Below are 18,799 nucleotides of genomic sequence, written 5' to 3'. Positions count from 1 at the left end.
CCTGGCGGTCGGGACGGTCTACAACGGGGAGAACCCGGTGCCGTATGACCTGCCCAAGGACATCCGATATTCGGGCATGGTCTCGCGCTCGCTCAAGCAGGGGGAAGTCCAGAACGCCAGCCTGATCACCATCGACGACCAACGCGGCGCAGAGCGGCTGATGCTCCATGCCGAGCGGGACTTGCAGCAGAGTGCAGAGCGCACCAGTTCAGTGACTGTCGGCAACGACCACAACATCAGTGTCGCGGGCATCTTGACGATGTCCATTGGCGGCTTCCTCGACGGATTGCGCGACTCGGTACTGGAAGATTCGAGCGCATCCGTCAAGGAGACCAGCAACTCGACAAACGAGGTAAGCAACTCGGTCACGGGCGAGAGCAACTCGGCGACCGGAACCAGTCGTTCGGTTACCTACATCAGCCGATCCGCGACGGGAATGGTTGTCTCGATGACTGGCACGCGCATCTCGATGACCGGTCTGGCCGTGGGCTGCACAGGAACCGCCACCTCATTCACGGGTTGTGCCACGTCATTCACGGGAAAAAGCGTCAGCTTCACCGGGATGAGCACGAGTTTCGTTGGCGTGTCGACGTCGTTCACGGGAGTGTCGACGGGTTTCACCGGGGTCAGCACCAGCTTCACTGGTACTTCCGTCGGAATGACCGGCATCTCCACCTCCCTCACGGGCGCGGCGACATCGGTAACAGGCGTCAGCACATCGATGACAGGCGTGTCCTGTTCGATGACTGGAGTATCCAAATCGATGACGGGTATGTCGAAGTCCCTCTTGGGTATCGAGTTTGTCGCCATTGGAGTCGACACGGGCGCGACCGGCTCGTTGGTGGCTTGCACTGGCGTGTCCATCAGTCGAACCGGGGTCTTCAACGGCACCACTGGCAGCGCGAACAGCGTGACGGGCACAGCCATCAGCCAGACGGGCTCGTCAACCTCGTCTACCGGCACGAGCTCATCGACGACGGGCACCAGCAAGAGCAGTACGGGCTCCTCGACCAGCACGACCGGCTCGTCGACGTCGACCGCCGGGCAGTCGACCAGTTGCAGGGGCGTCGCACGGGCCAACATTCAATCCACCCGCAGCTCGACTGGAATGCAAGTCAGCTGCACGGGCACGCAATTCACCTACAAGTCCAGCAAATCCAAGAGCTAGCGCCAAGACCCGATGCACGTACACAAGCCACAGGCACTGACAGTCTTACCCGCGCCGACACAGATCGGCTCTCAAGCTTTCATGGGATTGTCGGTTGGATGCGGCTTCCGGCTGAGTGATCCGCGCATCCTCGCCCATGAGTCACAAGTGTGGAGTGCATTCGCGGCAGCTCCGCTGACCGTACCGCTCATGGAGGCGTCCATGCCCAAGATGCATGCGGAGTGGTTGCTCGGTGGCCATGGCGCGTGCGTCGCCGAGGCCATCGAGATTGGCCGCAAGATCGACTGGGAGGTTCACGTCATCCTGCAAGGTGTTCGCAAGGCTGTCGTTTGTAGTGCCGAGGCTCGATCATGGCCGGACGGAGCCGCCACCACGCTTGTGCGCGCGCGTCTACCACTGGACCATGCCTATGCGATGAGGGACCTGACGGCAGAACACAACCCGTCAGGTATCCGCGCGGACGCCGCGCTGCGAATGCTCAGGCCATTGGGCGCGGTTGCCCATCCACTGGCAGGCATGGGGCCGATGGATCCACGCTGGGCTTCGCGCTCCCGCTGGCTGCCCATGCGCTCAGGCACACTCGATCCGTTTGGAAGGGACGGGACTCACATGGGCTGGCCTGCCGACATGGACTTGCGGTACTTCCAACTCGCGCCCGAGGACCAGCGCCTCCCGGTCGACCATTGGACTGGCGGCGCCGAATTCGCACTCACGGGCGTTGGCCGGGACGGCCGTGGGTTCCAGGGCCGCCTTCCGGACCTTGCCGCGCAGTTGATGGTCCGCCGCGGCAGAAACTCTCCCATGGAGTCCGTATCGCTGAAGCTGCAGACGGTTTGGTTTCTTCCGGATGCCGACCTGGGTGTCATGTGGTGGAGCGGCACCACGCCCATTGATTGCCTGCTCTCGGAAGAGATCGACATGGCGGTCGCCGCCGTCCGCGACACGAGCGCCCAGATGTCGGTCGAACAGCTGGAAATGGTCCTGAACCGCCGGACATCCGGCCGAACGTCAAGTGCATATGCCATGCGAGACAGCGATCTCCTGCCGGATCGCGCGCACGGTTGGGCGTGGGAGCTGATTCTTTCGCCGCGCGACCATCCGGATGCCATGCCGGCCGCGTACAGCCACCAGAGCTGTCTTGACCGGATGGACGACTTCGAGTCTCAGATCGACGACATGCTCAATGCCAGCAAGACCCTCGCCGCCCTCCGGAAGCAGGCGAAGGACGAACCATGGAAGGAGGGTGAAGCACTGCTGACTGCGCAGCAGCCTCCGGCGCGGTCATGGCGAGAACAACTTGGCGACAAGGAGCCGCTGACCAACGCCGACATCATTCGCGCAGAACTCCGCGGCGTGCAGGTGGCCGACAAACGGCTCGACAGCGTGCGCTTGACCGAGGCGGACCTGAACCACTCCCAGTGGTCCGGCTGCGAATTCCATGCCGTCGACTTCACAAGGTGTCGCATGGACAACGCAACCTTTGCGCGATGCCGCTTCGTCCGATGCCGATTCGCCGAATGCTCGTTGTCCTTCGTCTCGATCGATGGGTGCGAGCTGGACAGTTGCAGTCTCGGCGAATGCAACGTCGATCACGCAAGGTTCGCCGACAACACTTGCGTCCAACTCACCCATCAGGCGCTTCGCGGCGCCGGCTTTGCCATCAGCAACTCCCGATGGGACGGGGTGACATGGCAGGATTGCAACGTCCGTCAGGCGCGCTGGTCGGATATCCGGGCCACGAGCTGCAGCATGTCGCAGTGCAGGTTCGACGATCTCGCGGTCACTGCATGTCACCTCGAGCGCTTGAGCATCGTCGACTGCAAGCTCGCAAAGAGCACCTGGTTGAGATGCTCGGGGAGCTCGATGAACTGTGCTGGAGGCACCAGCCTGTCAAACGCAAAGCTCGAGGATTGCACCTTCGGAACTTCCAGCTGGGTCGAGGTGGACGCGGCCCACATTCAGGTCCGCCGGTGCGTCTTCAAGCCGCTGTACGCCAAGGGGCTGCAAGCACCCGAAAGTCGATGGGAGCATTCGGACCTGAGTGGTGCAAACCTCATGCATGCGTATCTGCTCGACATGCGTCTCGAAGCGACCTCGCTCAAGGACGCAAACATGTATGGAGCGGATCTGCGCGGAGCCCGCATCAAGGACTCGAACCTCATCCGCCTGCAAGCCGGATGGGTAAGGGAGCCAGAAGCATTGACGCGACGGGGCAACCTGAGCGCACGTGCGCAGCTGGTACCAAGGAGGGGTGCTTGAACGCGGACGATCTCCATCCTGCCGAGGCAGACCTTGCCGCGCACAACATGCCGCCCACGCCCCAGAAGGTCGAGACGGCTTCCTTCGAGGACAGCACCTTGCGCGAGTCGCTGGATCTCGTCGATCTGGTCGACTGCACGTTTCGCGACATCGTCTGGCATGGCACATTGCGTCGCGTTCGATTCGTTCGCTGCCGCTTGGTGAACGTGCAGTGGCATTCGACGTCCTTCGAAGACGTGTGCTGGGACGATTGTGTGTTCGAGCGGGTCCGCTTCGAAGCTTGCTCGCTCGACCGCTGCAACTTCACGGGAGGCACGGCAAAGGGCATCGGCCTCAGAAAAAGCGCCCTGGTGAACTGCACCAGTTCGCAGGCCGAATGGGAGCAGTTGTTGCTGGCGGAGTCGACCGTCGAGCATTGGGCTCTTGTCGACTGCAAGCTTGGCGACGTCGAGTTCAGCGAAGCACGCGTGATCGACCTTGCAATTGCCGAATGTGAAGTGACTGACCTTCGAATGTATTCGCTGGCCTTGATGCGCCTGGTGGCGAGCGGCAGCAAGCTGCACTCCATGATCCTTGTGGACTGCGCCGGAAGCTCCAATCAATGGATCGGTTGCGAGCTTCGACTTGCACGCTATGAAGGGGTGAGACTGAGGCAATGCGGCTGGACTCGCAGCGAGTGGAGAGACGGGCATTTCCTGCGCTCGAATCTCGAGCTTGCGGCCTTCAACGAGGCTGTGTTGCACGGTGTGCAATGGATAGAAAGCCCGTGCGACCGGCTGATCTTCGACGGTGCACGACTGGCCGATTGTCGTCTGAACGCCCAGTCCATGCCCGGCTTGTCGTTGCGCGATGCCACATTGGATGGCGTGGATCTGCGAGGCCTGCAGGCTCGTGGACTGGACGCTCGCGGCGCCAGATTCAACGGCACCAGGCTCGACGGCGTCGACGCCAGCGGTGCGGTCCTGATTGGACAACTGCGGTCGACCTGGCGCGGCGCGAAGCTGCCGGGCGCGCGCTTCGAAGAAGAGCCCGACCTGCGCGATGACGCCTGGTGGGAAACGCACAAGCCCGGTCCGAACCCAAAGGAATGACCAAATGAATCAACACATGCCAGTGCAGGGCGCAGCAATGGCTCTCGGCGGCGAGACCTCCGGTGAACGTGACCTGGGTGTTCTACCGCGTCTGATGCGAATGTCGCCGATCGGAGAGCGCGAGCCAAGAGCCACTGCCGCCGGTGTCTTCACTGTCTGCTTGGGCGAGGCGGGCGTCGATGGGCAATGGCGCATCGCGTGCGCTGGCCGCATCATGCATGTGGTTCGATCGGAAAGTTGCCTTTTGCAACCCATGGCGGGGGACACCGTGCAGCTGCTCGTTCCCGACCATGGTGCTCGCGCCTGGATTGTGTCCGTGCTGATGAGTGCATCTCCCGAGGAACTGACGATCGACGCAGGTCAAAAAGCGCTACGCGTCAAGGGGCGCGAGGTCACGATCAGCAGTGAGACGACGCTGGCGGTAAAAGCCGACAGAATCTCGCAAAAAGCAGTCTCCATCGACGAATCGGTAGCTCGCAAGACTACGATGTGCTCAGGCGCTCAGATCGTTCAGTCCGGCTCGATGATGATTGATGCGGACCGCCATCTGAGTCTCCGCTCAAAGCTGGCCACCGTGACGGCCGAGAGCTTGCTGAAGATTGATGGCGCCCAGATCCACATGGGCTGAAGCGTGAGGGAGGAGATCAAGATGTACGCCAATTGTCAGGCAGGAGGGCAGGACCTTGCGCCTTCCGATGTATGCGCTACGCCGCCATTGGGCATTCCCATTTCCTATGTGAACACTGCCAACGGGCCGGAGGCGATACCAAACATCCCGACGATCGTCTACGTTGGCGGTCCTGTTCACAACATGAACACAGTCATTCCGGTTACGCACGGTGACGAGCCGGGCTCCATGGGTGGCGTGGCCTCGGGAACCGTTGCTTCAAGTTCAAGGCATGTCACCGGCGCTGACTTCTTTCTGATCAACGGCGCTCCGATCACTCGGATGACAAGCGTCAATCTTCCGAATTCACAGAATACAAGCGGAACCCGCATTCAACCGAGTCAGACCAAGATCATGGTCATCGGATAAGAGCATGCTTCATTGTTTGCGGGCACGTGGCGTGGTCTGGCTGTGCGGTGTCATCCTCGTCCAAGGTTGCAGCCTCTTGCGCAATCCTATTGACATCCCTGCTGAAGGCATGCGGGCCATCCGACGCGATCGCGTGGTTCACGTCACGTTGCTTGGTGGCGAGCATCTCAATCCGGGAGCCGATGGACGTGCGCGTCCGGTGCAGTTGTGCGTGTACCTCGTCACGCGGTCCGATTGGGTGCCCGAGGACGTCTGGTCCGACGAGGACAAATGCACCAAGGGCGCGAACGGAGACGATGTCATCGTGAGCGAAAGACGTGTCGTTGCCGCCAATCGCGCTCAGCCGGTCGAGATGAAGATGCCATCCAACGAAGAGGGCTGGCTCGTCGTGGATCCTGACTTTGCCAATGCAAGCCGGACTCAGGCGCCGTTGCGGCTGCGGGTCAACGCTTCGGAGTACAGCTCGCATCTGGTCCTTCTCGACGGGACAAGTGCAATGGACGGCTACGGCAACCGGCCCGTACGCCGTCGCCAGGACCGAAGCAGGGCTCCTGCAGACGTGCCAACGCACACGCGTCGCGATGTCGGAGGCGCCGCCGAGGTCCAGCGTTCTGTTCCGGTGCCTGGCGCCGCGAGCGCGTCGGTGCCTGCGCCGCGCGCGACAACCTGGCTACCCGCGCGCAGTTCTTCGGGGTCGGGGCAATGATTGGGGGCAATCAGTGAGTCAGATCAGCTGCAATCGCGTGGCTTGGGTCGAAGGTATGTTGATCGAAGTCCAGCACTTCCAGCAGATGGAGCGCTCGATCGAGCACCAGTTCACGATGCGATCGGCGTTGCTGGACAACCATCGTTGGGGCTTCACCAGGTTCGAGATCGACGAAGAATCCATTGGACTTGGGCGCTTGGGGATACGCGTCGCCAAGGGCATCTTTCCGGACGGGACTGCCTTTTCCATTCCGGACACCGATGCGTTCCCGGACTATCTCGAGATCGACGCCGCTCAGCCAGGCGAAGTGTTCTGTCTGGCTGTGGCCCGCGCTCATCTGGGCGGTGGCGAGGTGGCGTTCGGCAATGTCGAGCGACCTGCGCGCTATCGGACGCAGGAGATCGAAGTCGCCGATGCCAATCTCGGACTGACCGACTCAGGGGCGCCGCGGCGCGTGGGGATGAGCACCTGCGTGCTGCGCATGCGCTTGTGCACGGAATCGCAGTTGCGCTCGGACGAGACATTTTTACCTCTGGCCCGCGTCCTTGGGCGTAACGGGTCTCGTGAGATCCAACTGGATGCGCGTTTCATACCTCCGCTGGTCGATGCCAGGGCGCATCCGTCGCTGCTTGCGTTGTGCAACGAGCTGCAGAGCATCCTTCGCTTGCGTCTGGGTACCCGCTCAGGCCCTCGATTCCTGTCGGCGGGTTCCGGCGTTGCGGAGCTCATCGAACTTCTGATGGTGCAGGCACTGTCGGAATATCGGCTGAGGCTGGGTCATCTGGAGGCCTTTTCTCCACTGCCGCCAGCGCTCCTGTTCTCGGAGATGACCGGGCTGCTCGGCCGGCTGTCGGTCGTTCCAAGTGTCGAACGCGAACTGGAGGAATCGGATTGGAAGTACAACCACGATGATCTTCAGGGAAGCTTCGAAGGTCTTGCGCGGGCCCTGCGTCGCGCGCTGGCGTTGGTCATCGAGACGCCTCTCGTCATCCTGCCATTTGAAAACCAGGGTGACGGCTTCTACCGGTGCGTGCTCGACCCCCAGTGGAAGTTGCAGAAGCTCGTGTTTGCGTTCTCCGCAGACGTTCCTGCGGACGCCTTGCGACTCAAGTTGCCGCAGCAGTTGAAGTTGGGTCCTGTCGAGAAGATCCAGTACCTCGTCGACCTTCAACTGCCGGGCGCCCGGTTGCGGCCGGTGTCCGTCGTTCCCCGCCACGTGCCGTACTTCGCGCAAAGTGTCTATTTCGAGGTGGAGGCGGCGGATCCGTATTGGCAGCAGACGGTCAACAGCGCAGCCATGGCGCTGCGTGTCGTGGGGGATTTCTCGAACTTGCGCTTCGAGGCCTGGGGCCTCCGAGAGGGCAAAGTGGCATGAGCTTCTTCAACAACATGTCGGAGGTCCTCCGGCGCGCAACCGGCGCGAATGTCAGTTCGCCGCAAGCGGCGCTGAACCGACTGCCCGGCACGAGCGGCGCCGTGACCCAACTCGACTCGGTCCTCGGCTCGGCGAGAGCCATGAGCGGTGGCGGGCAACTCGAGGGGCAGCAACAGCAGACCAGCCTGGTCGAAGACGCAATCGACAAACAAGGAGGCGGCGATGCGGGCGCCGGCGCCCTATGGCAGGACGACGGACCGCGCCGTCCTGCCATAGGGCGTGGATTGACGCCGGCACGTCCAGCGATTCTGCGCCCCGGCCGCAGCGAATCCCGCTGGGCCAACCCGTTCATAGACGTGGCAATGCCCGTGCTTCTACGCCTCGAACAGTTGCGTTCCTTGAAACAGTTGCACGAGCCAGCCGCTCGCGCCCAGCTCTCCCTGGAGATCAAGTTGTTCAGGGATCGGCTGGCCAGGTCCGATGTGGGGTCGGAGCCGACCGCGGACGCGTCCTACCTCCTTTGCGCCTACGTCGACGAGGTCGTGAACGACGCCGCGAGAGAGGCATCGGTTGCCCCCTACGGCGGCGAGCCGAGCCTTCTCGTCGAATTTCATGGCGATGCGTGGGGAGGCGAAGACGCCTTCGTGGACCTTGAGCGCTGGATGCGGGCTTCCCCGCCGCAACTGGCCATCCTTGAGTTCTACGAGTTGATCCTTTCCTTCGGGTGGCGAGGACGCTATCGCATCATCGAGCGTGGTGAAGTCCTGTTGGGCGACCTGCGCTCGGAACTCCACGGGATGATCTGGCGCGAGCAGAAGCTCGGTTGGCTCTCGGCACCCGTCCTCGAAGTCGCGCCCGTACAGCGTCGGCGCAGGTTCGGCCCTGCGCTGTTCCTTGCGGTGTCGGGCCTCGTGCTGGCGGCAATGTACGCCTGGCTGGTGCTGGACCTCGATTCGCGGGGGCGGCCGATCCGGGAGGCACTTGCGGCATGGGATCCGCCTGTGAAGACCATCAACCTCGCCGAGACACTTCCGCCGCCTCTTCCGGGGCTGTTGTCGGAGGGGTGGGTCGCAGCGCAAAAGGACCCGCAGGGATGGCGGCTGGCCTTCAAATCGGACGGCGCGTTCGCTGTTGGCAAGGCGAATTTCCGGCCCGAGTTCAAGCCGCAGATCGATCGTCTCGGGTTGGCCTTCGCGCCATGGCCAGGTGACATCGAGGTGATCGGACACTCGGACAGCAGGCCCATGCGCGGTAGTCGAGAGTTCCCTGACAACATGGCGTTGTCACAGGAGCGTGCGCGCGTCGTGGCGGAAGAACTCAAGCATACGGCGGTGGCTGGCGGGTCGCGCGCGCCTGCCAATGCATTGTCGCGCGACATCGGGTACTCGGGACGGGGCGCCACGGAGCCGGTCGATCCCGCCAGAACGGCTGCCGCGTACGAACGAAACAGGCGCGTCGAAGTGCTCTGGCGTGTCCGCGACATCGAGCCGCAGACGCCAAGGACGGTGGCGCGATGATCCGACTGAGCTTGCGAATCGTGTTGGGGGCGCTCATTGCATGCGCCATCTGGTGGATCGGCCCGCTGATCGCGATCGGCGTCTATCACCCGCTGGGTCCGTTGCTGCTGCGTCAGATCCTGGTTGCGATCCTGCTGCTTTGGGCCTTCTGGCCGATCCTTGTCATCGTCTGGGCGAAGCTCGCAATGGGGCCGCGACGGGTGCGCCGCCAGCCGAAGCCCGCCGCCGCAGCGCCGGGCGGCCTTGCCAAGCGGCTTGCCGATCTGGACGCGCAACTGCGCCAGCGTTGGATGAAGGCCAACCCGGGCTGGCGTTCACGCTGGATCGCGCGCTGGCGCGCACCCCATCTCGCTGCCCAGCCTTGGTTCCTTGTCGTCGGCGCCAGCGGCAGTGGCAAGACCACCTTGCTGCGCAGAGCCGGCGTGGGCCTGAACGGTCATGCCGATCTTCTCGGCAGGAATGGCAGTGAAGAGGGTCATACCGTGGACGCCAACTTCTGGCGCGCCGGGAATGCCATCTGGATCGACATCAACGGTCTTTGGCTGGAGGGCGCGGACGAGGGCGCTGCCGAATCACAAGGCGAATGGCGTTCCTTGCTTGCAGCGTTGCGAAAGATCGGCCGCGCACCGCATCTCGATGGCGTCCTGCTGTGCGTGGATTGCGACTGGCTGCTCAAGGCGTCGACAGAGACCCGCAAGCGCGTCGCCGACGGCGTCAGAGCGCGCCTGCGCGAAATGGCCGACCTCCTGGGGTTGCAGCTTCCGCTGTACGTCGCGGTGTCGGGGTTGGACAAGATTCCCGGAGCCACCTCCTTCCTGAGCGGCCTCGACGACGCCATTGTGGAGAATGGCCTTGGATTCGGTTTTCCGGCCAGCCGGGGGGCGCCGACCGGGGATGTCGTCGCGGCGCTCTACGAGGACGGCATGAAGGCGCTGGAAGAGCGGGTGCAGCAGCACGTGCTCTTCATGGCTCCGGACACCGTGGATCCCGAACGAAACGCCGAGCGTCTGAGATTCGTCGAGCAACTCTCGCGGCTACGGCGTCACCTGGGCGACTACCTGGGCCGTAGTGTGCTCGAAGGCGCGGCCGAAGGGTTTGCGATCAGGGTGCGCGGCGTATGGCTCGGATCGTCGATCGATCTCACAGGAGACGACACGGCGAGCTTGCTGGAGGCGGATGACGTCGAACTGGAGGGATACGGCGTACATCGTCTGGCGCCGAGTTGGAACATTGGTCTGCGGCAGATGCTCGAGGAGCGGGGCCTGGCGACGCCGACGCAACCGGCCAAGGTTCGCCATCGCATGTGGGGCCTCATGGCCTGGGGCGTCGCCGCTGTCGCCGCCTGCGTGATCGGTGCCGTGCTGTTTGCGGGCTACCTCATCGAGCGCAACTATCTCGAGCAGGTATGGGCACGCTTCAACGAAGGCAAGCGTCTTGCAGAAGCGCAGTCCGCCGAGGCGATGCCGGCGGCTGCACTGGTCGACGTGATGACGCAGATGCGCTACGTCAATGACAACGTGGTCAGCACCAGCCAGGCCGTCGTCGCGCCGTACTGGGAACACACACGGGTTTCAGGCGCGGCGCAGGCCACCTACAGAAAGCATCTGCGCAAGTCCCTGATGCCCGGCCTCTACAACTATGTCGGCGAGACGCTCATTGCCCAATTGCAGGGCGAGCCGGGCGACATCTACGAGACACTCAAGGTCTATCTCATGCTGTCGAGGCCGCAGCATCGAAACGCAGACGAACTCATCCGATGGATGGACCAACAGTGGCGCAAGCTGGAACGGGCCGGTTCATCGGGGGACGACCGCTCGGAATACGAAGCGCACCTGCGAGCGCTGTTCAGTACTGCGGGCATGCCCGCGACGCCTGAGGATTCCGCGCTCGTGCAGGAAGCTCGGGCCAGGGCATCGCAGATTCCGAGTGTCTCGCGGGTGATCGACCGCGCCAAGAGTGGCGGACTGCCGGCCAAGGTCGAGGACGTTTCGCTTGCAAGTGCAGGCGGGTTCATGGCGTCCACGATGTTGCGCATGCGCGGCGATCTTTCGCCAACCGACGCCGCCATTCCCGGCTGGTATACGCGAGCAGGCTATCAGGATGTCTTCAAGCCGCGCCTGCGCGATGCCGCGATGGATACGCTCGAAGAGGAGAGCTGGGTCCTGCGCGACGAGAAGCTTGACGGGAATACCTTCGAGATCGAAAAGGCCGCTGAGAAGTTGGCCGACGCAGCGCGGGCCCAGTTCCTGCAGGAGTACATCCGCCGCTGGCAGACATTCCTGAACGACGTGACGGTCCGACACTATTCGGGAATGGATGACGCCGCCCAGATCGCTTCGTCGTTCCTCGATCCGCAGTCACCGTTGGCATTGCTGCTGCGCTTTGCTGGCAAGGAGACCAGCCTGACCGGCAACTACGAAGGGAATGTCGACAGCTGGATTGATCGGCAGAAGCTCAATCTCGAGCGCGGGCGCCGGGCGATCGTCGGCGAGCTGGCCGGCGAGCGGGCACGATTCAGGCGCCTGCCAGAGCATGTCGTCGATGATCACTTCGAAGCCATTCGTCGACTCGGCACCGAGCTGGTCAAATCGGCCAGCGCCGGGACCGGCAGCAATCCGCTGGTTCGCCTGTTCGAGCCGCTTGCGCGGCAACTGAACCTTGTCAACGGCGCCATGCTGAGCGGACAGGTGCTTCCGAAGTTCGACGCGTTCGCCAGGTTGCGCGCCCAGGCGGGGAGGCAACCCGAGCCGATTAGAGGGATCGTGCTCGACCTCGTCAACAGCGGGAGCCGAGCCGGCGTCAATGGCGCGAGGAGCGTCCTGGCCGAGTCTGCAGCAAGCGCCAGTCGTTCCTTCTGTCAGCAAGGATTGCAGGCGCGCTACCCCTTCGTTCGCTCGGCGCAGGCCGAAGTGACGGTGCAGGATTTCGAGAGGTTGTTCGGGCCGCAAGGCACGATGGCCACCCACTTCCAGGAGCACCTGGCGCCCTACGTGGACACATCGAGTTCGCCCTGGCGCGCCAGACCGGCCGATGGCGACAAGGGGTTGGTGCCTGCGGATGCGCTGGCTTCATTCGAGTCTGCACAACGCATCGGCGCGTCGATGCTGGATGAACAGGGAAATCTGCGCATTGCCGTCATGCTGCGTGTCGTGGACATGGATCCGCAGATCGGCGAGCTCTTGCTGGAGATCGGCCCCACCGAGATCCGCTACGCGCACGGAAGCGTGGCGAGAAAGCAGATCAACTGGACCGGGGCGGCGGGCGGGCCCGGCGGCAAGGTCTACGTCAGGAGCACCGTGCGCACGGTCGACGGGCGCGTGGACGTCAAGCAGTACGACGGACCCTGGGCGCTGTTTCGCTTCTTCGATTCGGGCCGCGCGGTCGGGTCGGGCGCGGATGTCCGGGAAACAGTCCATCAGACGCCGCTGGGCACTGTGCGTCTGAACTGGCAGTCGCTCAGCACGCCAGCGCCGCTGTGGTCGCGCTTGCTGCGCAGCTTCTCGTGCCCGCGCTAGCGGGGTTGTTGACTAGTAGGAAAAGGGAGAAAACCATGATCGATCCTTCAAAGATCTTCGAAGCCGTCCAGGCCGCACACGACATCGGCGCCAGTGCAACGTCGACCATGTCCAAGCCATTCATGGACAAGGTGCAGACGCGCGACATCGGGTCTGGGGACAACGCCAGCCAGATCACCGACGGGGTGAACCAGGCATGTCAGCAGATGCTCGGACTGATGGGCGGCGTCAAGGAGTCCGTGCTCAACCAGTTGGCGGTCATCCAGGACAAGCAGCGGCGCGAGAAGACCTACGACTTCCAGCCTGCAATGGATGACTTGCGGCCCACCGACGCCCAGGGGTGGCCGCAGGAACTCGGCGACGAGTTCTTCAAGCCGTTCTTCGGCAAGTAGTTCGTGCCCGACTGGCTGCGGGGACGCTGTGCTCAATCCAAACCTCTACATTTCGCCAAAGCCGCTGGATCCAGTGGCGCACAAGGATCTTCGGTTTTCCGATGGCTCGCGCGCGATCGGCTGTGCCGAGCGCGTGAATGTCGTCTTCATCACTGCCCAGGAGTTCGATGCCGCGTGCAAGGAGTTCCCGATTCTCTTCATGACCGCGGGCGAGGATGCGCTCGGTCGGCCCCAGGTCGCACCTGTGGCCGTCATGGGTCTGCAGGAGGGAGAGAACCACTTCATCAGGCTCGGCAAGGGAGGCAGGGCACAGTGGCTCGGACGCTATACGCCAGCTTTCCTGCGCCTCTACCCATTCACCGTCGCGCGGGTCGACGAAGCTCATTGGGGCCTTTGCATCGACGAGGATTGGCAGGGGTGGTCGACAAGAAAAGGGGTGCCGTTGTTCCAGGATGACGGTACGCCAAGTGCGCTCGTGTCCGAGATGCACGGGGCGATCGGCCAACTGGAGGCGCAGACCGAGGTCACCCGCGTCTTCGGTGAGCGCCTGATGCATTTCGGCCTGCTCGAAGACCGGCAGATCAATGTGCGGCTTCCCGACGACAGCGAATACACGGTAGCGGGCTTCCTGAGCGTGTCGGAGGAGCGCCTGGCTTCCTTGTCGAAGATGGAGATCAGCGAATTGCATCGCAATGGCGTGCTTCATCTTCTGAGCCTGCATCGGGCATCGCTGGGCAACCTGACCGAGCTTGCCTGGCGCCGTTGGAAGGCGTCCTTGAGCTGACGCAGCAATCACCGCGTCCCCGGGATATCCGCACCGACGAAAACAGGCGCTGACAGGCGCCGATGGGAGGGAGATTTGGAACTGCTGATGCAACGCGCGCTGAAGCTCAACGCCGCTTTCGCGCATTGGCCAGGAACGGCCCTTGATCGCATACAGCGCGGTGCCTGCTTGCGCACTTACGTAAAAGGAGAAGTGGTGCCAAGCAATGATCGTGATCCGCGGTACGGGTCGATGCTGGTCATTGTCTCGGGCTATCTGCGTCTTCAGCGAGTGATCAACGGAAAGCGCGCGTGCACCGTCGGTATCCTGGGGCCGGGGCGGGTCTGGCGATCACGCTGCAACGACGCACGCTCGACCCAACTTCGGTACGAGCAGGTCGCGCAGGAGCCGACCGTCCTGATTCATGTCGCAAGCGAAGCCTTGTCCGGCGTGTTGGCCCAGTTTCCGGTCCTGTGGCGCGATCTTGGTGCGGTCATGCTCAAGCAGCAGCGCGAACTGATCGAGACCATCGTGGAGCAGACGAGAGGCACTGCTGTCGAGCGTCTGGCGAGCCTTCTGCTTCGTTTCCAGGACCAATACGGCAGCGATACCGTGGGCACGGGTGCGGGTGCCTTGCGCGTGCGCCTTTCACAGGAAGACCTCGGTGCACTGGCGCAACTGTGCCGACAGACCGCCAACGAGGCGCTGGGGCGCCTGCAGGAGCTTGGTGTCATCCAGGTGGACTACAGCAGTGTGTCTGTGAAAGACCCGGCTGCACTGCGGTGCGCCGCAGGAAGATCGGATGTCGTCTCTGCGCCCCCCGTACCGGCGCGCTCGGGCGGATTCGGCGTGCGCTCGGGATTCGCTCCAGTGGCGGGAAAGCCATTGCCGAACGACGCCGCCCCGCGTGCCGCAGATACGGTCCGGCAGGGAGGGTGAGTGTGAGAAGTCCCGGCATGCCGCTCCTGTCGCCGAGCCGGCACCTTCATGGAGTGCGCGATGCAGGCCGGCAGGCGGATCGGGTTGAGGGTGTCGCTGGCGTCGAGACGGCATTGCGCCGCAACAACGCGTTTGCGAACTGGCCAGACTCGACGCTCGGGCGCCTCGGCAGCAAGTGTCGGGTCGTCTGGCTCGAGCGGGGCGAACGCCTGTGCCGCGAAGTCGCACGCGGCACTCTCAGCTATGTCGTGCAGTCGGGCTGGTTGATGCTGCAAGTGCCCTCGCGAAAAGAAGATGTCCCCAGCGCGGTAGCCATGCTGGGCGAAGGAATGATGGTGTGCAGCCTCATGCCCGACAAGAACCTGTTCGGATCGTTCGATGCCTCGGCGCAGCGCGAAACGGCGCTCGTGGAGATCCCCTCGGCCGCGCTGCAGCGCCAGCTCGATGAATCGCCCCATCTCTGGGCTGATCTCGCCTTGGCGCTGCTCGACCAGGAAGAGGGGCTGTTGGCAACGGTTGTTGGCCAGGCGACAGGCACTGTGGCCCAGCGAGTGACGCGGACACTGCTCCAGTACACGCAGTTGTGCAGCGACCATCGGGATGAACACACGGATGCAGTGAAGGTCAGGATGTCGCAGGATGAGTTGGGCACGCTGCTTCAACTGTCGCGCAAGACGGTAGGAAGAGAGCTGCGGGCTCTCGAGGGGCTGGACCTGATCGTGCGCCGCTACAATCACATCCTGGTTCGAGACCTTGTGGCCCTCCAGCACTATGCCGAACGGGGCACTGTGGACCACGGGTCGAACGCTCGCGCACCTTCGTCATGAGCGTCGACAGGCTGCGCCCCGACTACCTGGATGGTTGGTCAGCGGGCAAGACGATTGTTGACCGGCCATCCTTCGACGTCGTTTCGCTCGACCCGCTGTCCGGAACCGGCAGACCGGACGGCGTCACGACCGTGGCGCGTCCGTCCGGCGTCGTGCGTACCACGTTGCCGGGTGTCTTGCCCAGGGCCTGATCGAGCTGTCGGCCGGCGTCGCGTACGCAGGCGTCGCGTTGAGGTTCCGGCAACCGGCCACTGTTGCAGAACGCCAACTGCCGTTCGTAGCTTTGCTGGGGCGTGCTTTGGGATGGTGCGGGCGCCTGGGCCATTGCGCCATTCATGACAAGGATCAGGCACGACAGGGCCAAGGGCGTCTGCACGCCCATCCTGGTCTGCACGCCGGAGAGTCCGCTCGCTTGTGTCATGCGCGGATTGTGGCGTAGCGGATGGCGGCTGTGTGTAGGTGCGGGCCGGTTCGCGCAACCCACCTCGCGGCGAGACGAGCTGCGCCCGCCAGGCGGTCGGCGCCGCTCAGGCGCTGGCGCCGATGGCGGGGCGATGCCGGGCGCCCGTGCCGGCTGAGCCTTTGGCATAGCGGCTCATTGCCAGCCCTTCGGTGCTGATTTCCGGATGGTGGCCCGTCATCTGGTCCGCAAGAAGCTTGCCGCTGCCGCACGCCATGGTCCAGCCCAGGGTGCCGTGCCCGGTATTGAGGAACAGGTTCGACAGTGGCGTGGCGCCGACGATCGGCGTTCCGTCGGGCGTCATCGGGCGCAGGCCGGTCCAGAAGGTCGCGCGGGTCAGGTCGCCGCCGGGAAAGAGGTCATCGACCACCATCTCCAGCGTGGCACGGCGGCGCGGGTCGAGTCGGAGATCGAAGCCGGCCAACTCGGCCATGCCGCCGACGCGGATGCGATCGTCGAAGCGGGTGACGGCGATCTTGTACGTCTCGTCGAGGACGGTGGAATGCGGGGCCAGTTCGGGGTCGACCAGCGGCACCGTCAGCGAGTAGCCCTTGACCGGGTAGACGGGAATGTCCAGGCCCAGCGCCGTCAGCGCATCGCGCGAGTAGCTGCCGAGGGCGAGCACGTAACGGTCAGCCTTGAGGACTTCGCGTGTGCTTGCGTTGGGCTCGGGGGCGAGTTGCACGCCGGTGATGCGGTCGCCGTCGGCAACAAGGTGTTCGACCCGGGTGCCGAAGCGCGTTCGCACGCCGAGGGCGGCGGCATGTTCTGCGAGCGCACGGGTAAACAGGTGGCAATCGCCGGTCTCGTCCAGCGGCAGGCGAAGGCCGCCTGCCAGCTTGTGGCTGACGCGGGCCAGCGCCGGTTCCACCTCGTTCAGGTGTTCGGGCCGCAGGAGTTGATAGGGAACGCCGCACTCCTCGAGTACCGCGATGTCGCGCTGCGCGGCATCGAACTGGGCGGGGGTGCGGAACAGTTGCAAGGTGCCGCCGGTACGCTGCTCGTAGCCAATGCCCGTGTCTGTGCGAAGCTGTTGGAGGCAGCGCCGGCTGTACTCGGCAACGCGCATCATGCGTTCCTTGTTGACCGCATAGCGCGCATCGGTGCAGTTGGACAGCATGGCGGCAAGCCAGCGCAGTTGGAAGGCGCTGCCGTCTAGGCGGACAGCCAGCGGCGCGTGCTCGCGTTGCAGCATCCACTTGAGCGCCTTGAGCGGGATGCCCGGTGCCGCCCACGGGGTGGAATAGCCGGGCGAGACCTGGCCGGCATTGCCGAAGCTGGTTTCCTGCGCCACGCCGTCCTGCCGGTCGAGGAGGGTCACTTCGGCGCCTGCGCGGGCAAGGTAGTAAGCCGTGGTGGTGCCGATTACGCCGCCGCCGAGAACGATGACTTTCATGCTGCCATTCCAAGTCCGTGAAGGGAATATGTGGACTTTATGGAAGAGTGCGGAGAAAATTTCGCCGAAATATCGAGCGAACTCAGAAGAACTTCCTGTCGGAGCGCGCGGACGCGCTCCGGCGCCGCAGAAAGATCGCCGTGCCTGAAAACATCGACCGCATCGACCGAAAGATCCTGGATATTCTTCAGGTCGAAGGCCGAATTTCGAACACCGAACTCGCCCAGCGGGTGGGCCTGTCGATGTCGCCATGTTCGGAGCGGGTCAGGCGGCTGGAACGCGCCGGCATCATCACCGGCTACCAGGCGCGGGTCGATCCCGAGGCGGTGGGTCGGCCCCTGCTGGTCTTCGTCGAAATCGCACTGTCGTCCAAGTCGGCCGACGTGTTCGACAAGGTGCGCGACCAATTGATGCTCATGCCGGAGGTGCAGGAATGCCACCTCGTCTCTGGCAGCTTCGACTACCTGGTCAAGGCCAGGCTGGCCGGCATGGAGGAATACCGCAACCTGCTCGGGGCCATGCTGAAGAAGCTGCCGGTACCGGCGCAGTCGCAGAGCTACGTGGTGATGGAGTCCGTCAAGGAGACGCTGGCCGTGCCGCTGGACCGGCTCGCGAGATGACGCAAATGTCATGTTCTGCCGCGCTTGCAGCAGCTAGCATTGCCAAATGCATCTGTTGATCGTGGAGGACGAGGTCAAGTTGGGCGACTACCTGCGCAAAGGGCTGGTCGAAAGCGGGTTCAGCGTCGACCTGGCGCGCGACGGCATCGAAGGCCTGGCAATGGCGCGCAGCGGCAACTACGACGTGATGGTGCTGGACGTCATGCTGCCGCGCATGGACGGCTTCCAGCTGTTGGCCGGACTTCGCGGTTCGCGCCCGATGCCCGTGCTGATGCTCACTGCACGCGATGCGGTGGAAGACCGCGTCAGGGGCCTGGAGGCTGGCGCCGACGACTACCTGCCCAAGCCCTTTGCCTTCAGCGAGCTGCTGGCCCGGGTGCGGGCGCTGTTGCGGCGCGGGCCGATGCAGGAGGTCAGCCGCTATGTTCTGGGCGACCTTCAACTCGACCTGACCACCCGGCGGGCCGTTCGCGCCGGAACGCGGCTGGACCTGACGGCCAAGGAGTTCTCGCTGCTGGCCTTGCTGCTGCGCCGCCAGGGCCAGGTGCTGTCGCGCGCCGTACTGGCCGACCAGGTCTGGGGTATGAACTTCGACAGCGAGACCAATGTCGTGGACGTGGCCGTGCGCCGTCTCCGGCGCAAGATGGACGACCCCTTCCCGGACAAGCTGCTGCATACAGTGCGCGGCATGGGCTACGTGCTCGAGCAGCGCGCGTCCCAAGCCTAGCGGATCGA

17 protein-coding genes are annotated in these 18,799 nt (G+C 63.8%); 15 read left to right on the top strand and 2 right to left on the bottom strand.

Going from position 1 to position 18,799, the window contains the following annotated elements; genetic code table 11:
* The 13 genes from VES41_RS24230 to VES41_RS24170 form a co-directional block, all read left to right on the top strand.
* Window positions 1-1,168, top strand: a 1,168-nt coding sequence (locus VES41_RS24230; RefSeq protein WP_414719233.1) for a bacteriophage T4 gp5 trimerisation domain-containing protein, incomplete at its 5' end; no start/stop codon positions are given.
* Between the two features lie 201 nt (window positions 1,169-1,369).
* Complete coding sequence (locus VES41_RS24225; RefSeq protein ID WP_324822533.1) at window positions 1,370-3,427, top strand: DUF2169 family type VI secretion system accessory protein; 2,058 nt, start codon at window positions 1,370-1,372, stop codon at window positions 3,425-3,427.
* Window positions 3,424-4,518: a pentapeptide repeat-containing protein gene (locus VES41_RS24220; protein ID WP_324822530.1), complete on the top strand. Its 1,095-nt coding sequence runs from the start codon at window positions 3,424-3,426 to the stop codon at window positions 4,516-4,518. Before VES41_RS24225 ends, VES41_RS24220 begins: the two co-directional genes overlap by 4 nt.
* Window positions 4,519-4,522: 4 nt before the next feature.
* Window positions 4,523-5,146 (top strand): DUF3540 domain-containing protein, encoded by a 624-nt coding sequence (locus VES41_RS24215; RefSeq protein WP_324822527.1) that lies wholly within the window; start codon window positions 4,523-4,525, stop codon window positions 5,144-5,146.
* A 3-nt stretch (window positions 5,147-5,149) separates the two neighbouring features.
* On the top strand, window positions 5,150-5,554 hold the full coding sequence (locus tag VES41_RS24210) for a DUF4150 domain-containing protein (RefSeq protein ID WP_414719232.1): 405 nt from the start codon (window positions 5,150-5,152) through the stop codon (window positions 5,552-5,554).
* A gap of 4 nt (window positions 5,555-5,558) precedes the next feature.
* Complete coding sequence (locus tag VES41_RS24205; RefSeq protein ID WP_324822524.1) at window positions 5,559-6,260, top strand: type VI secretion lipoprotein TssJ; 702 nt, start codon at window positions 5,559-5,561, stop codon at window positions 6,258-6,260.
* A 13-nt stretch (window positions 6,261-6,273) separates the two neighbouring features.
* The gene (tssK, locus tag VES41_RS24200; RefSeq protein WP_324822521.1) at window positions 6,274-7,635 is read left to right on the top strand and encodes a type VI secretion system baseplate subunit TssK; all 1,362 of its coding nucleotides are present in this window, start codon (window positions 6,274-6,276) and stop codon (window positions 7,633-7,635) included.
* Entirely contained in the window at window positions 7,632-9,152 is a 1,521-nt protein-coding gene (gene icmH, locus VES41_RS24195) for a type IVB secretion system protein IcmH/DotU (protein ID WP_324822518.1), read from the top strand. Before tssK ends, icmH begins: the two co-directional genes overlap by 4 nt.
* Entirely contained in the window at window positions 9,149-12,667 is a 3,519-nt protein-coding gene (gene tssM, locus VES41_RS24190; protein WP_324822515.1) for a type VI secretion system membrane subunit TssM, read from the top strand. Before icmH ends, tssM begins: the two co-directional genes overlap by 4 nt.
* 35 nt (window positions 12,668-12,702) lie before the next feature.
* Window positions 12,703-13,059, top strand: coding sequence for a DUF6277 family protein (locus VES41_RS24185; RefSeq protein ID WP_324822512.1), 357 nt, complete (start codon window positions 12,703-12,705; stop codon window positions 13,057-13,059).
* Window positions 13,060-13,087: 28 nt separating this feature from the next.
* Window positions 13,088-13,843, top strand: a complete 756-nt coding sequence (locus VES41_RS24180) for a SapC family protein (RefSeq protein WP_324822510.1) — start codon at window positions 13,088-13,090, stop codon at window positions 13,841-13,843.
* Window positions 13,844-13,918: 75 nt separating this feature from the next.
* Window positions 13,919-14,761 carry a Crp/Fnr family transcriptional regulator gene (locus tag VES41_RS24175; protein ID WP_324822507.1) on the top strand — a complete coding sequence of 281 codons (843 nt, stop codon included), beginning with the start codon at window positions 13,919-13,921 and terminating at the stop codon, window positions 14,759-14,761.
* 17 nt (window positions 14,762-14,778) lie between these two features.
* Window positions 14,779-15,588: a Crp/Fnr family transcriptional regulator gene (locus tag VES41_RS24170; protein ID WP_324822504.1), complete on the top strand. Its 810-nt coding sequence runs from the start codon at window positions 14,779-14,781 to the stop codon at window positions 15,586-15,588.
* 22 nt (window positions 15,589-15,610) lie between these two features.
* Here the strand turns inward: VES41_RS24170 and VES41_RS24165 are convergent, their stop codons facing one another.
* Complete coding sequence (locus tag VES41_RS24165) at window positions 15,611-16,009, bottom strand: hypothetical protein (protein ID WP_324822501.1); 399 nt, start codon at window positions 16,007-16,009, stop codon at window positions 15,611-15,613.
* 106 nt (window positions 16,010-16,115) lie between these two features.
* Window positions 16,116-17,696 carry a D-amino acid dehydrogenase gene (locus VES41_RS24160; RefSeq protein ID WP_324822498.1) on the bottom strand — a complete coding sequence of 527 codons (1,581 nt, stop codon included), beginning with the start codon at window positions 17,694-17,696 and terminating at the stop codon, window positions 16,116-16,118.
* Between VES41_RS24160 and VES41_RS24155 the strand changes: the two genes are divergently transcribed.
* Together VES41_RS24155 and VES41_RS24150 are read left to right on the top strand one after the other, a co-directional pair.
* Window positions 17,585-18,064, top strand: a complete 480-nt coding sequence (locus VES41_RS24155) for a winged helix-turn-helix transcriptional regulator (protein ID WP_324822495.1) — start codon at window positions 17,585-17,587, stop codon at window positions 18,062-18,064. The genes VES41_RS24160 and VES41_RS24155 overlap by 112 nt on opposite strands.
* A gap of 46 nt (window positions 18,065-18,110) precedes the next feature.
* Window positions 18,111-18,791 (top strand): heavy metal response regulator transcription factor, encoded by a 681-nt coding sequence (locus VES41_RS24150; protein ID WP_324822492.1) that lies wholly within the window; start codon window positions 18,111-18,113, stop codon window positions 18,789-18,791.
* Window positions 18,792-18,799 lie beyond the last annotated feature (8 nt).

The organism is Variovorax sp. (assembly GCF_035634955.1).
In the GTDB taxonomy this organism is placed as follows: Bacteria; Pseudomonadota; Gammaproteobacteria; order Burkholderiales; family Burkholderiaceae_C; genus Variovorax.
The sequence above is the reverse complement of the archived record's forward strand: the minus strand, read 5'-3'. Positions and strand labels throughout refer to the sequence as shown.